Below are 13,183 nucleotides of genomic sequence, written 5' to 3'. Positions count from 1 at the left end.
GTCAGACGGTAATGAGCGGCAGCAGAGCGGCCATCATGGCTTCACCAATGCCTGGAACCGCATCCAGATCCTCAGGCCGGGAGAAGCTGCCGTGCTCCTCTCGCCAATCAATGATCCGCTGTGCAATCACGGGTCCAACCCGGGGCAGGGAATCAAGTTCCTGCAATGAGGCGGAGTTGATGTTGACCAAAGCTCCTGAACTGTCTGCTCCCCCGGTGCCGCCTGGCCCGCCGGCACCGGTTCCGCCGGCGCCCGGCCCGCTTTCCGGCGCACCCGCCCCACCCATGCCCGACGCCGGCGGCGGAGTTCCCGCGTTTTCTCCAATGCGGGGAACAACCACCATCATTCCGTCCTGCAGTGGAGCCGCCAGGTTCACCGCGGCAAGATCGGCGTCGGTTGCCGTTCCTCCCGCGGCATCCACTGCGTCACCGGCCCTGCTGCCGGAGGGAACCTGCACCACGCCCGGACGGACCACGGCTCCGGCCACATGGACAATCAGGACCGAGGGTGCCGCAGCAGGATCCGAAGTGCCTGGTGGGGCGGTCCTTGACCCCGGACCGCCGTCGGTCCGGTCAGCGACACTACCGTCCGTGCCGTGTCCCCCGGCAACACTTGGCCCTTCTGGCTCAGGGCCTTCATCGCTTCCCGACTCAGGATGCGCGGTGGAGTCCGCTCCCCCCTCAGCCAGCTCGACGCTGCCGACCTCCACATTTGTTCCACCGCCACGAAGCACGGTGACGCCTGCCGTGAGGCCGATCAGCAGACAGACGGCAAGGACAGCACCGCGCAAGGACATGAGCCAGCGCCGCCGGGGCGTTCGCGTTGCGGTGGAGGATGCCGTGTCCCAGCGGTGTTCTGCCATACCGCCCAAGCTAGAGCGGCGCCGGAACCTGCCGATGAAAGAGTCCGGGATGTGTGTAGAACAAGGGCTGTTCCGTCACATCCGAACTCCCTGTGCAGGGACATCAGGCGGGCTACCGCAGGTCCGTCGCTGAGGGAGATTCCGAAATCGGAGCATCAACAGGGACGGGCCAGCGACCCGTGGCCTGGCGATAATCAATGGCCCGCAACAGGGGCCTCAGATCGTAGGCGCTGATGTTCATGCTGAGCTTCACTCCGTGAACGGACCTCACGTCCAGGAATTGCTGACCTCTCAAAGGAGCCACGCTGTAATGCACGATCTCCCGGTAGCGAATGACCTGCTCCTTACCGAGCACACTGCGGAAAACCACCTCATAGGGTCCAGTCACGATGTAGAAATTGCGGTACATGGCGATAAAAGCGATTCCACCGGCAACAATCGCCGCCGAAGCGATTCGGGCACCGAGCGGGCCCTCAGACGATCCAAAGGCCCACGTCCCCATAAGAAGCCCCACTACAACAAACAGCCACCCTATAAAGGCAATGAACTTAGGCATCCTCACCCGCTCCGGATAATCCTTGGCCCGGTTGGGGTACCTCCGCGCCCACCAGGCAAGTGCTGCAATTGCCAGGGTCATGGCTATGTTGAGAGCGGCCTCCAGGGACATCCTTGATCTGCCTATCGTTCGTGTGTCCGGGGAGCGGGAGCATTTCCACCCCGGATGATGCTTGAAATAATCTACCGCCTATTGCACCAGCGGCCACTGTTCGCTTGCTGTGTGCCCAAGGAGCGGCCCGGTAAGATTGACGGTGCGCATTACCCGATCTCCGGGCCTGCGTACGCCCCCACCCCTACCCAGGAGCCCGAACCCGTTGAATAAGAAGTCCCTCCAGACCGACGGGTTCACCGGATTCCGGTCCGTGAACACCCTGGACATCAATCGGATCCCGCAGCGGCAGGGACTCTTCGCTGTTGTGAGGCCGCAGGGCTTTGAACCACGGTTCCTCCGCACCAGCACGGCCGGCGTCTTCAAAAAGAAAAACCCTTCTCTGCCCAAGGACAAGCTCACCGCTGAGTGGGTGCCGGACGCGGACATACTGTTTATTGGAAAAGCCAGCCCCGGCAGCAAGGGCAACCGGGGGCTCCGGCGCCAGATCTCTGAATTTGTGGACTTCGGAAACGGCTTGCCGCCGGGACACTGGGACGGCCGGCTGATCTGGCAGCTGGCGGACTCGGAAGACCTTCTCCTGGCATGGAAGGAGCTGCCGGCTGAACAGCTCAATCCGGCGCTGGCGGCATACCACGCGCAGTTCCTGCAGGCTTACGGCAAACTGCCGTTCGCAAATCTTGTCCAGGCCCGCGTCTGAGGCACAGATACCCTTCAGGCACCAAAATCGTCGGACGGCTGGTGCCGCCCTGATGGAGCGGCATTGCCCTTCGCGGCATCAATGTGGCGCATCACCAATGCCGCGGAGATCAAAGCAGCCGAAAAAGTGAGACAAACTTGCGGGGCGTGTAAATATACTTGGGTAAAAATCACGAAGAACCCGTTCTCACCGTCGAAGTTGAGCGCACCGAAGTTCCGAATGAACGGGTCAGTGAGCACCAGTACGAGAAGGCCGGCCGCGCCCAGGATGATTCCTGTGCGCAATGTTCGCCGATACAGACTTGATGGTTCTGTTCCCGCCACTTTTCCTCCAGGGAATGCATTTGGTCCAACCAGTGCTTCACCTAAACATAGGACGGCGGCGGGAGCAACCACGTGTAGGCCTAGCTGCTTCCGGGTCCGGCCTCCGGCCCGGAAACCTGCACCTGCGGTGCCGCTCCGGAATCACCGGAGACCGCCACGGCCAGCACACCCAGTCCGGCATGGGCTGCCAGCACGGCGGGCAGCGAGCAGATCATCAGTTCGACGTCGGGGGCGGCCTCCGCGATGGTTCCGGCCAGACGCTCGGCCTCCACTTCATTGCCGAAGTGATGCACGGCCACCCGCACCCGGCCGGTGCGGGCGGTGATGTTTTGCCGGACCAGTTCGGTGAGCCGGGCCAGCGCACGGGGCGCGGACCGCACCCGCTCCAGCGGAACCACCTTGCCCTCACGCACCACCAGGATCGGCTTGACCGCAAACAGGGTGCCGAACCAGCCGGCGGCGGCGCTGATCCTGCCGCCGCGGCGCAGCTGCTCCAGGCTGGGAACGTAGAAAAGTATGCTGGCGGACTTCGCCGCTGCGCGTGCCGCATCGGCCACGGCCGCCGCTGTTCCGCCGTCGCGCGCCGTTTCCGCAGCGGCGGCGACGGCGAAACCCACGCCCATCGCCACACTGGCCGTGTCGATGACGGTCACGGGAACGGCAGCGGTCCGGGCCGCCAGCCGGGCGGAATCCACGGTTCCGGACAATTCGCCGGAGAGATGCAGCGAGACAATCGACGAACAGCCCGCCGCAGCCAGCTCCGCATAGGCGGCCTCGAACTGCCCCGGCGCGGGACGGGAGGTCCGCACGTCGGACCCCTGCGCCAGAGCCAGCGCGAGGGCGCCGATCATGCGGTCGGTGCCCTCGCTGTAAATCTGGTCGCCGATCATGACCGGCATGGACACCACGCGCACCAGGTCGGTGACCTCGGCGGACTGAGCCCAGTTTTCCGGCAGCGCAGCGGCGGAGTCTGTGACCACGCCGACCCGGGGTGCCGGGGCGGTCCCGGATTCCCGAAGCCGCCCCCGTTTGGCGCGCGCGGACAGCTTGTCCAGCCAGTCCACGTTCATAGGTCCCCCGAATCAGCGTGCACGGTGTTCTGTCGTGAGGGCCAGCCTACGCCGGAACGATGTTCACGAGCTTCGGAGCGCGCACGATCACGGTGCGGATGCCGCGGCCGTCGAGCGTTTTCTGCACCGCGTCCGAGGCCAGCGCCAGTTCGCGCAGCTCATCTTCGCTGATGTCAGCGGGCACCTCAAGGCGGTCGCGGACCTTGCCCTGGACCTGGACGACGGCGGTGACCGTGTCCTGGACCAGCAGGGTTTCGTCCACGGCGGGCCAGCCGGCGTTCGCCACGGAGGCCGGACGGCCCAGCAGAGCCCACAGGTCCTCGGCGGTGTACGGGGCGAACAGGCTCAGGATGATCGCCACGGTCTCGGCGGCTTCGCGGACGGCCGGGTCCGCTCCGCCGACGCCGGAGTCGATCGCCTTGCGGGTGGCGTTGACCAGTTCCATGGTCCGGGCCACCACCACGTTGAACTTGTTGTTCTCCAGCAGTTCGGCCGCATCGGCAACCGTTCGGTGCGTCAGCGCGCGCAGCTTCTTGTCGCCCTTGGCGAAGTCGACGCCGGGTTCGCTGGTGACACCCTGGCCCAGGCGCCAGGCGCGGGCCAGGAACTTCGCGGAGCCCGACGGCGAAACGTCCGCCCAGTCGACGTCGTCCTCCGGCGGGGAAGCGAAGATCATGGTCAGGCGCACCGCGTCCACGCCGTACTTGTCCAGCTGCTGGCCCAGGTCCACGCCGTTGCCCAGCGACTTGGACATAGCCTTGCCGCCGTTCAGGACCTGGCCCTGGTTCAGCAGCGAGCTGAACGGTTCGCTGGCTTCCAGCAGGCCCATGTCATGGACCACCTTGGTGAAGAAGCGCGCGTACAGCAGGTGCAGGATGGCGTGCTCCACGCCGCCCACGTACTGGCCGACCGGCATCCAGTTCTTCGCGGCCTCCGGATCGAACGGTCCGTCGGTGTAGTGCGGGGAAACAAAGCGCATGAAGTACCAGGAGGAGTCCACGAAGGTGTCCATGGTGTCGGTGTCGCGCTTGGCCGGGCCGTCGCAGTTGGGGCAGGAGACGTTGACCCAGTCCTCGGCGGAAGCCAGCGGAGACGTGCCCTTGGGTGCCAGCGCCTCGCCCTTCAGCCCGGTGGGCAGAGTGACGGGCAGCTGGTCATCGGGAACCGGAACCTCGCCGCACTTCTCGCAGTGGATGATCGGGATGGGCGTGCCCCAGAAGCGCTGGCGGGACAGCAGCCAGTCGCGCAGGCGGAAGTTCACGAACTTCTCGCCGGTGCCCTGTTCCTCGAGCATTTCAATGGCGGCGGGAATGGCTTCGGACTTCGGCAGGCCGTCCAGCTTGCCGGAGTTGATGAGGGTGCCTTCGCCGGTGGTGGCGATGCCGGTCTCTGCCGGATCCTCTTCGCCGGTGTCCAGGACAGCCTTGACCGGCAGGTCAAAGGTCTTGGCGAAGTCCAGGTCGCGCTGGTCATGCGCGGGCACGGCCATGATGGCGCCGGTGCCGTAGTCGGCCAGCACGTAGTCGGCGGCCCAGACGGGCAGCTTCTCGCCGTTGAGCGGGTTAATGGCGTAGCGGCCGGTGAAGATGCCGGTCTTGGTGCGCTCGGTGGACTGGCGCTCGATGTCCGAGAGGGCCTTGACCTGCTCGCGGTAATCCAGCAGGGCGTCCATGTTCTCGTCGGTGGTCAGCTCAACTGCCAGCGGAGCATCGGCTGCGACGACAAAGAACGTCGCTCCGGCCAGAGTGTCCGGGCGGGTGGTGAAGACGGTGACCTGCTCGGCCGGCTTGTCGCCGTCGGCCTCGATGGTGAACCGGACGTGCGCGCCTTCGGAACGGCCAATCCAGTTTTTCTGCATGGCGAGCACACGCTCGGGCCAGTGGCCCTTGAGCTGCTCCATGTCATCCAGCAGCCTGTCGGCGTAATCGGTGATCTTGAAGTACCACTGGTTCAGCGACTTCTTGGTGACCTGGGTGCCGCAGCGCTCACAGGCGCCGTTGACAACCTGTTCGTTGGCCAGCACGGTCTGGTCCTTGGGGCACCAGTTGACCGGAGAGTTCTTGCGGTAGGCCAGGCCCCGCTCGTAGAAACGCTTGAACAGCCACTGCGTCCAGCGGTAGTACTCCGGGTCCGAGGTCTGGAGCCGGCGCGACCAGTCCACGCTGATGGCGTAGCGCTTGAACGACGCCGCCTGCGTGTCGATGTTGCGGTAGGTCCAGTCGCTGGGGTGCGCGTTGTTCTTGATAGCCGCGTTCTCTGCAGGCAGGCCAAAGGAATCCCAGCCGATCGGGTGCAGCACGTCGTAGCCGAGCTGGCGCCAGTAGCGCGCGACGACGTCGCCCATGGCAAACGCTTCGGCGTGGCCCATGTGCAGGTCACCGGAGGGGTACGGGAACATGTCCAGGACATAGCGGCGTTCCTTGGAACCGTCGTCGGCGGGCTGAAAGACACCCAGCTCGTCCCAGACCGCCGGCCACTTCTGCTCAATGTCCGCAAAACTGTATACGGCCTCTTCAGACTCATCCGTCTGTGACTGCGTACTCACTGTTGTCGCCTCTGTCCTCAAAGAAATCCTGTTGATCCGCGGTTGCCGGTCCGTGCCGGTCCCGCCGCTTAAACTCAAGTTTCGTCACGCTCTCCCCCAGACACACAAAAGCCCCTCGGCAGGCAAGGGGCTGGGCCGCGCACGGACGGTGCGCGGCTACCTAAGAAGGAGGAAAGCGTTCATCTTTCCACTTTACAACAGCCGCCTCTTTGCGGCAGCCGCGCCACAGCCTTATGACGGACTGATCGCATACAGCAGCGAGCCCTCCCACTTGCCGCGGATCAGCTTGTGCGCGGGCAGGCGGGCTTCCAGCACCATTCCGGTTTTCTCCAGCACCCGGGCTGACGCGGCATTGCCCGGCCGGCAGGTGGCGCGGATGCAATCCAGCCCCAGCACTGTAAAACCAAAGTGCACGACGGCGGACGCGGCCTCGGTCGCGTAGCCGCACCCCCAGCGGTCTGCGGCGATGACATAGCCAACCTCGCCCGTGCCGGCGTTGTCCAGTGTCAGCCCCACGGAGCCGAACGGCCCGCTCCCCGATCCTTCACCGCCGTCGGGCACGGTCACCGCAAAGGTGTATGCCCGCCGCGGATCCTGCTGCCCCTCCGCCCGACACGCTGCGAGGAAGTCGCGGCTGTCCTGCAGGGTATTGGGGCCCCATTCAACGTATTCGGTCAGCCGCCGGTCGGACGCAAAGCCGTGCACAGCCGACAAATCCGCCTCCCGGTAAGGGCGCAGGAGCAGGCGGGGCGTGTGCAGTTCCATCCGGCGATTCTGCCGCATCCGGGATAGTTTTCACGGTTTCCGTATCTTTTTGGCGTGCCCGTGCGTCTACCGGGCAAGGACATGGCGCAGTGTCATGCTTTTGATCAGGCACCGCCGACGGCGGGGAAAACGAGGGGAAATGTCAATGGCACTTGAGGCGGGAACGACAGCGGTACGCGCTGTCCGCGCAGCAGCGGAGACGCCGGCTTTCGCGGATAATCGAAATGATTTGCGCCGCGCCCGCCGTGATTTCCTGGTGGCGCTGGAGCCCGTGAGGGGCTCCGTGTACGCATACTGCCGCAGCTTGACCCCCACGGTATGGGATGCGGAGGATTTGCTGCAGGAAACACTGACCAAAGCTCTGGCGGAAGCCTCGCAGCGGCACGAACCCATCCTCAATACTGAGGCGTGGCTGGTTCGGATTGCCACGAACACCTGGATAGATTCACTGCGCCGCAGCAGCCGGGCGGTCTTGGAGTGGACCGATTCCGCCCCTGAACTCCCGGACGAGACCGCTCCTGATCCCCTGGCAAACCTGGACGTGGAGTCTGCCCTCCGTCAGTTGCTGCACCTCCTGCCCCCGCGGGAGCGGGCGTGCGTGGTCCTCAAAGATGTGTTCTCCTATTCCCTGGCCGAAATCGCCGGCATGCTGGAGACGACACCGGGCGCCGTGAAGTCGGCCCTGCACCGCGGCCGGGCCACCCTCCAGGCAGCCCGCAGCGGTTCAGGAATGGGTGCATCTTCTTCCGCACATCCCGGGACTGAAACCGGCGCCGTGCCGCCGGCGGAACACGCGCTGCTGCTGCGCCGGCTGGCGGAGGCCTTCAACGCCTATGACATTGATGCCATGGTGGACCTCTTCCTGGCGGGCGGGCGGTCCGAGGTCATCGGCAATGTCAGCGAAACCGGACACGAACAGATCCGCACCGGGTCCATGACCCACACGTTCGGCCCGGACGCCGCCGAACTCTACCGGGCAACTGTCCATCACTTCGGCGGTGAGGACATCATCCTGCTGTGGGAGCGGCCGAAGGAAACGCCGGAGGCCCCCGGGGTGGTGGCGGATGTCCTGCGCGTGCGCGCTGCCCACGGTGCGCCGCTCATCGCGGAACTGAAGTGGTACTTCTTCTGCCCCGAGGTTCTGGCCGAGGTGGCCGGCGGGCTGGGCCTGCCGTTCAAGACCAACGGGGTGAGCTACTTCTAGCCTGCCGTCACGTCCGCCGCAGCAGCCTCCCTCGCGGCCCGGAACCCCAGAAAAGCCTCCCGACTGGTGCGCGAGGGCGTAAAGCCGAACTCATTCTTGAGTGCCGTATTGTCCAAAACCGGCCGGTAGCGCAGGAAACGGAGCTGCTCCGGTCCGTGCACGGTCAGCTTCAGCTTGTGTCCCAGCCACAGCCCGGCGGCCAGCAACGGGGCCGGCACGCTGATGGTCCGCTTTCCCATGAGCGAAGCAATCTCGCGGACCGTCAGTGCGCCGTCGCCTGCCACGTTGTAGATCCCGCTGCGGCCGGTGAGGACGGCCTGCACCATGGCGTCAGCGACGTCCTCGTCCCAGATGAAGACAAACGGCGAGTCGCTGCCGGCCACCCGCAGCAGCCGGGGCGCATCAAACAGGGCTGTGATCTGGTTTTGCACCCGCTCCCCCAGGATGGTGCCGATCCGGAAGATGGTCTGCTTCAGATCGGGATGGTCGCTGCGGAGCCGGGCCAGCTCTTCTTCCACCAGACGTTTGTGCCGGGAATAGGCGAACTCGTCATTGCCGCGCAGCGGATGCGCTTCGCTGAGCCAGGGTGCGTTGTCCGCGTGGTAACCGTAGGCAGCCCCCGAAGAGGAGATGACCACATGCTGAACCCCGGCGGAGATACAGGCCGCCAGGACATTCCGGGATCCCACCACGTCCACCTGGAACTCCTGTTCCCTGCTGGTGTCCCTGCCCGGGTTCACGATGGCCGCCAGATGAACCACGGTGTCGATGCGGTGAGCCTTCAGCAGCCGGCCGACGTCCGGCGAGCAGACATCGGCCAGCGCGTACTCGACGCCGTCGAGCCACCGGTCTGCGGCGGGCTCGCGGATGTCCAGGCTCAGGACGGAGCTGATCCCGGGGTCCGCTGCCAGCCGGGCAACGACGGCGCTGCCCAGGAATCCGTTGCCGCCGGTTACGCAGACCCGGTTCACAGTGCAGCCTCCCGGGGTTCCCCTGCAGCGGCACGCCGGGCATCCCGCCGCCTCCACCACGCAGCCAGCAGCAGTCCGGCCAGGATGTCCCAGATCCCCCACCAGGCCGCGACCATGGCCATGCCGCCCAGGCCGGAGAAAAACGTCAGGGTCAGCCCGAGTCCCAGCCCGGTGTTGCGCGCGCCCACCTCAAAGGTGACGGCCCGCCGGCTGGCTTCATCCAGCCGGACGGCCGCGGCACTGAAGTAGCCCACCGCCAGCGCAATGGCGTCATGCAGCAGCACCACCAGGAAGATGGTGCCCAGATGTTCGCGCAGCGGGCCCAGATTGCTCGCCGTCCCGGCAACGATAAAGGCCAGGAGCGCTACCAGCCCGATCCGCTGCACCCAGGGCCGGAGCCGGTTAATGATTCCCGGAAAGCGGCGGGCCAGGGGCATTCCCACGGCAAACGGAACTCCGATAATCAGCAGCACCTGAATCAGCATCCCGCCGCGGTCCAGGGAGAAGTCGCGCATCAGCGAGGCCGTGGAGGGACTCAGCGCCGCCCAGAAGGCCACGTTCAGGGGCATCACAATGATGGCCACCAGGTTGGACACCGCTGTCATGGACGCTGAGAGCGCGACGTCGCCGTGTGCCCGGTGGGTGAGGACGTTGGAAATTCCGCCCGGCGGACAGCAGGCCACCAGGATCATTCCAAGCGCAATGGAGGCCGGGACCTGCAGGGCCAGAGCTATGCCAACCGTGACCGCCGGCAGCAGCAGATACTGTGCCGCGATGCCCAGCACCACCGCCTTCGGGCTGCGCAGCACGGTGCGGAAATCCGAGGGCCGGACCTCCAGTGCGATCCCAAGGATGATGACGGCCAGGACCACGTTCAGGATCACCAGCGAGCCGGGAGAAAAGTTCAGCACGACGTCGTCGATGGGCATCAGCGCCGCGCCTCCGCCAGTGCGGGCTCAGAAACGCCGGAAGCGGCGGCCGGGCCGGCAAGCCGGGCCAGATGGGCCGCGAGCTCTGCCCGGTAAGCGTCTTTGTTGACGTAGTGGCTCCCCCGGTCAGTACCGTGGTAGCGGTAGCCGCCGGTGACGTCCGGTGAGGGACCGTTGATGGTGCTGCGGAAGGCCCCTGCAATCTCGGGCGCGTCCCGCTGCGCAGCGAGATACGCAGCCACCAGCTCGGCCTGGCGGTACCGGCCCTCCCAGCCGAGGCCGGAAGCTTCCACCATGCCCACCACCATCAGGTTTTTCGCCTCGCGGCTGAAGATGTTGAGATAAAGATCCGGGGACGGCCCCTTCCCGCCCAGCAGCTCCGGCCGCAGGAACGGATAATCCAACACGTAGCCGGTGGCCAGCAGAATGAGGTCATAGTCCCCGGCACTGCCGTCACGGAAATGCACGGTGCTGCCCTCGAAGCGGCTGATATCCGCCTTCACCTGCAGGTCGCCATGGCCCAGATGGTGCAGGATCAGCGAGTTGACCACAGGATGCGACTCATAGATTCGATGGTCCGGCGCCGGAAAGCCAAAGCGGTGCGGGTCGCCGGTAAACATGCGCAGCAGCCGTTTGTCGATGAATTGCTTCAACGGCCGCGGCAGGGGTTTGCCCTGGTTGAGGGTGTCGGTGGGTCGGCCAAACACGTATTTCGGCACAAAGTAATAGCCGCGGCGCACGCTGATGTCCACCGAGGCTGCGTGGTGCACGGCGTCCACCGCTATGTCGCAGCCGCTGTTTCCGGCACCCACGATCAGCACGCGTTTTCCGGCAAGATCGGTGGCCTTCTTGTACTGTGCCGAGTGGCGGATCTCGCCGGAGAAGTTGCCGGGAAACCGGGGAATGGCCGGGGTGTGCAGGGTGCCGGTGGCGACGATGACGGCACTGAACCTGCCGCTGCCGGCACCCTGCCCGTCCTGCCAGGTCAGCTGCCACCCGCCGTCGGCCGTTACCGCGTCCGTTATCCGGGTGGAGAAGCGGATGTGGCGGTACAGGCCGAAAGTTTCCGCGTACCCGCTGAAATATTTCCGCAAATGGCTGTGGCCGGGATAGTCCGGCGTGCCGGCCGGCATCGGATACTCCGCAAAAGCGGTAGTGGACTTCGAAGAAATGAGGTGTGCCGACTCGTAGACCGTGCTCACCGGGTTATCAATGTTCCACAGCCCGCCCACTTCGGTGAACTGCTCAAAGCCGACAAAATCCAGCCCCCGGCGTGAGAGCGCCCGCATGGCAGCCAGTCCGCTCGGCCCGGATCCGATGACAGCTACCGGCAATGCCCCGTCCCCTGCTGTTGTGGAGAATTCCAATACCCGCGCCTGCTTTCGTGACCTGCATCACCTTTGATGCTGCTGGAACGCTACCGAAGTGTTCACAGCGGGTCAAACCACCTCACCGGCCGGCCGCAGATCCCTTGAGGCATGAAAAGGGCCCCGGCGTTCGCCCGCCGGGGCCCAATCCTCACTTGTCGTCTTCAGACGTCCAGGTGCCGTCCGAAGACGCCGCGTGCTGGTTACAGCACGTCGTCGTCAACCCAGTCGAAGGTCCGCGTGACGGCCTTGGACCACAGTCGCATCTGACGCTGGCGTTCACTGTCTTCCATCTGGGGGGTCCAGCGCTTGTCTTCGGCCCACTTGGTCTCGAGCTCGTCGGTGTCGTTCCAGTAGCCCACTGCCAGGCCTGCCGCGTAAGCAGCACCCAGGGCTGTCGTCTCCACGATCTTGGGGCGAACCACGTCCACGCCGAGGATGTCGGCCTGGAACTGCATGAGTGCCTCATTGGCCACCATGCCGCCGTCCACGCGCAGTTCGGTGAGCGGAACGCCGGAGTCGGCGTTGACGGCGTCGAGCACCTCGCGCGTCTGGAAAGCAGTAGCTTCCAAGGCCGCACGGGCGATGTGGTTCTTGTTCACGAAGCGGGTCAGCCCGACAATCGCGCCGCGCGCGTCGGAGCGCCAGTGCGGAGCGAAGAGTCCGGAGAAGGCCGGAACAATGTAGACGCCGCCGTTGTCGGTGACCTCGTTGGCCAGGCGCTCAATCTCCGGGGCGCTCTGGATCATGCCCAGGTTGTCGCGCAGCCACTGAACCAGTGAACCGGTGACGGCAATGGAGCCTTCCAGCGCGTACACCGGCTTGGAATCGCCAATCTGGTAGGCCACGGTGGTGATCAAGCCGTTCTCGGAACGGACAATCTCCTCACCGGTGTTGAAGATGAGGAAGCAGCCGGTGCCGTAGGTGTTCTTGGCAGCACCCTGGCCAAAGGCGGCCTGGCCGAACGTGGCGGCCTGCTGGTCGCCGAGGATGCCGGCAACCGGGGTTTCGCGCAGCAGCTGCGAGGTGTGCACCGTGCCGTAGACCTCAGAGGAGGACTTGATCTCCGGCATCATCGACAGCGGAACACCGAAGTCCTTGAGGATGTCTTCGTTCCAGGTCAGGCTGTCCAGGTTCATGAACAGCGTGCGCGAGGCGTTGGTGACGTCGGTGATGTGCACGCCGCCGTCGGTTCCGCCGGTAAGGTTCCAGACAATCCAGGAGTCGGTGTTGCCGAAGAGCAGGTCGCCGGCTTCGGCACGTTCCCGTGCACCCTCAACGTTGTCCAGGATCCACTTGATCTTGGTGCCCGAGAAGTACGTGGCCAGCGGCAGGCCAACGCGGCCCTTATACCGGTCCAGGCCGCCGTCCTGGGCCAGCTCGTTCACCGTTGGCTGCGTGCGGGTGTCCTGCCAGACAATGGCGTTGTAGACCGGCTTGCCTGTGGTCTTGTCCCAGACCACGGCCGTTTCGCGCTGGTTGGTAATGCCGACGGCGGCGATGTCGTGCCGCGTCAGGTTCGCCTTGGACAGTGCGGTACCGACGACTTCGCGGACGTTGGTCCAGATTTCCTCGGGATCGTGCTCCACCCAGCCGGCGCGGGGGAAGATCTGCTCGTGTTCCTTCTGGCCGGTCGAGACAATGTTGCCGTCATGGTCAAAAACGATCGCACGGCTGCTGGTGGTGCCCTGGTCAATCGCAATGATGTAACTCTGGTCAGGCATGTTTCGCTCCTTTTACAGGGGGACGTACAGGGATGCGGCGGGAACAGTCCGCCCGG

At 65.1% G+C, this 13,183-nt stretch carries 12 protein-coding genes; 2 read left to right on the top strand and 10 right to left on the bottom strand.

Annotated features, from left to right (window positions below):
• Nucleotide 1: 1 nt before the first annotated feature.
• Both CXR00_RS08435 and CXR00_RS08430 read right to left on the bottom strand, forming a co-directional pair.
• Nucleotides 2–862, bottom strand: coding sequence for a helix-hairpin-helix domain-containing protein (locus tag CXR00_RS08435; protein WP_104054076.1), 861 nt, complete (start codon nucleotides 860–862; stop codon nucleotides 2–4).
• Between the two features lie 112 nt (nucleotides 863–974).
• A complete protein-coding gene (locus tag CXR00_RS08430; RefSeq protein ID WP_258060340.1) occupies nucleotides 975–1,529 on the bottom strand; it encodes a hypothetical protein in 555 nt (184 codons plus the stop codon).
• 205 nt (nucleotides 1,530–1,734) lie between these two features.
• On the opposite strand from CXR00_RS08430, the gene CXR00_RS08425 reads away from it, so the two are divergent.
• A complete protein-coding gene (locus CXR00_RS08425) occupies nucleotides 1,735–2,229 on the top strand; it encodes a hypothetical protein (protein ID WP_104054075.1) in 495 nt (164 codons plus the stop codon).
• Nucleotides 2,230–2,243: 14 nt separating this feature from the next.
• On the opposite strand, the gene CXR00_RS08420 is transcribed toward CXR00_RS08425, so the two are convergent.
• From CXR00_RS08420 to CXR00_RS08405, 4 genes are all read right to left on the bottom strand, one after another.
• Nucleotides 2,244–2,552 carry a hypothetical protein gene (locus CXR00_RS08420; RefSeq protein WP_146068466.1) on the bottom strand — a complete coding sequence of 103 codons (309 nt, stop codon included), beginning with the start codon at nucleotides 2,550–2,552 and terminating at the stop codon, nucleotides 2,244–2,246.
• An 80-nt stretch (nucleotides 2,553–2,632) separates the two neighbouring features.
• Complete coding sequence (locus CXR00_RS08415; RefSeq protein ID WP_104054073.1) at nucleotides 2,633–3,622, bottom strand: DegV family protein; 990 nt, start codon at nucleotides 3,620–3,622, stop codon at nucleotides 2,633–2,635.
• Nucleotides 3,623–3,668: 46 nt separating this feature from the next.
• Nucleotides 3,669–6,194 (bottom strand): leucine--tRNA ligase, encoded by a 2,526-nt coding sequence (gene leuS / locus CXR00_RS08410; protein ID WP_104054804.1) that lies wholly within the window; start codon nucleotides 6,192–6,194, stop codon nucleotides 3,669–3,671.
• A gap of 204 nt (nucleotides 6,195–6,398) precedes the next feature.
• Nucleotides 6,399–6,932, bottom strand: coding sequence for a GNAT family N-acetyltransferase (locus CXR00_RS08405; protein ID WP_181032508.1), 534 nt, complete (start codon nucleotides 6,930–6,932; stop codon nucleotides 6,399–6,401).
• Between the two features lie 145 nt (nucleotides 6,933–7,077).
• Between CXR00_RS08405 and CXR00_RS08400 the strand changes: the two genes are divergently transcribed.
• Nucleotides 7,078–8,136, top strand: a complete 1,059-nt coding sequence (locus CXR00_RS08400; RefSeq protein WP_181032507.1) for an RNA polymerase sigma factor — start codon at nucleotides 7,078–7,080, stop codon at nucleotides 8,134–8,136.
• On the opposite strand, the gene CXR00_RS08395 is transcribed toward CXR00_RS08400, so the two are convergent.
• The 4 genes from CXR00_RS08395 to glpK form a co-directional block, all read right to left on the bottom strand.
• Complete coding sequence (locus CXR00_RS08395) at nucleotides 8,133–9,107, bottom strand: SDR family oxidoreductase (RefSeq protein ID WP_104054070.1); 975 nt, start codon at nucleotides 9,105–9,107, stop codon at nucleotides 8,133–8,135. The two genes, CXR00_RS08400 and CXR00_RS08395, sit on opposite strands and share 4 nt — an antisense overlap.
• The gene (locus tag CXR00_RS08390; protein ID WP_104054069.1) at nucleotides 9,104–10,036 is read right to left on the bottom strand and encodes a bile acid:sodium symporter family protein; all 933 of its coding nucleotides are present in this window, start codon (nucleotides 10,034–10,036) and stop codon (nucleotides 9,104–9,106) included. The genes CXR00_RS08395 and CXR00_RS08390 overlap by 4 nt, the downstream gene beginning before the upstream one ends.
• Entirely contained in the window at nucleotides 10,036–11,403 is a 1,368-nt protein-coding gene (locus CXR00_RS08385; RefSeq protein WP_258060339.1) for an NAD(P)/FAD-dependent oxidoreductase, read from the bottom strand. Before CXR00_RS08385 ends, CXR00_RS08390 begins: the two co-directional genes overlap by 1 nt.
• A 203-nt stretch (nucleotides 11,404–11,606) precedes the next feature.
• The gene (glpK, locus tag CXR00_RS08380; protein ID WP_104054068.1) at nucleotides 11,607–13,127 is read right to left on the bottom strand and encodes a glycerol kinase GlpK; all 1,521 of its coding nucleotides are present in this window, start codon (nucleotides 13,125–13,127) and stop codon (nucleotides 11,607–11,609) included.
• Nucleotides 13,128–13,183 lie beyond the last annotated feature (56 nt).

Origin of the sequence: Arthrobacter sp. 9E16, assembly GCF_002929435.1 — a bacterium.
Classification (GTDB): domain Bacteria; phylum Actinomycetota; class Actinomycetes; order Actinomycetales; family Micrococcaceae; genus Arthrobacter_B; species Arthrobacter_B sunyaminii.
The sequence above is the reverse complement of the archived record's forward strand: the minus strand, read 5'-3'. Positions and strand labels throughout refer to the sequence as shown.

Coding starts and splice junctions, on each gene's coding strand:
- CXR00_RS08435 (WP_104054076.1), bottom strand. CDS start 862: ATGGCAGAACACCGCTGGGACACGGCATCCTCCACCGCAACGCGAACG.
- CXR00_RS08430 (WP_258060340.1), bottom strand. CDS start 1,529: ATGTCCCTGGAGGCCGCTCTCAACATAGCCATGACCCTGGCAATTGCA.
- CXR00_RS08415 (WP_104054073.1), bottom strand. CDS start 3,622: ATGAACGTGGACTGGCTGGACAAGCTGTCCGCGCGCGCCAAACGGGGG.
- CXR00_RS08405 (WP_181032508.1), bottom strand. CDS start 6,932: ATGGAACTGCACACGCCCCGCCTGCTCCTGCGCCCTTACCGGGAGGCG.
- CXR00_RS08400 (WP_181032507.1), top strand. CDS start 7,078: ATGGCACTTGAGGCGGGAACGACAGCGGTACGCGCTGTCCGCGCAGCA.
- CXR00_RS08390 (WP_104054069.1), bottom strand. CDS start 10,036: ATGCCCATCGACGACGTCGTGCTGAACTTTTCTCCCGGCTCGCTGGTG.
- glpK (WP_104054068.1), bottom strand. CDS start 13,127: ATGCCTGACCAGAGTTACATCATTGCGATTGACCAGGGCACCACCAGC.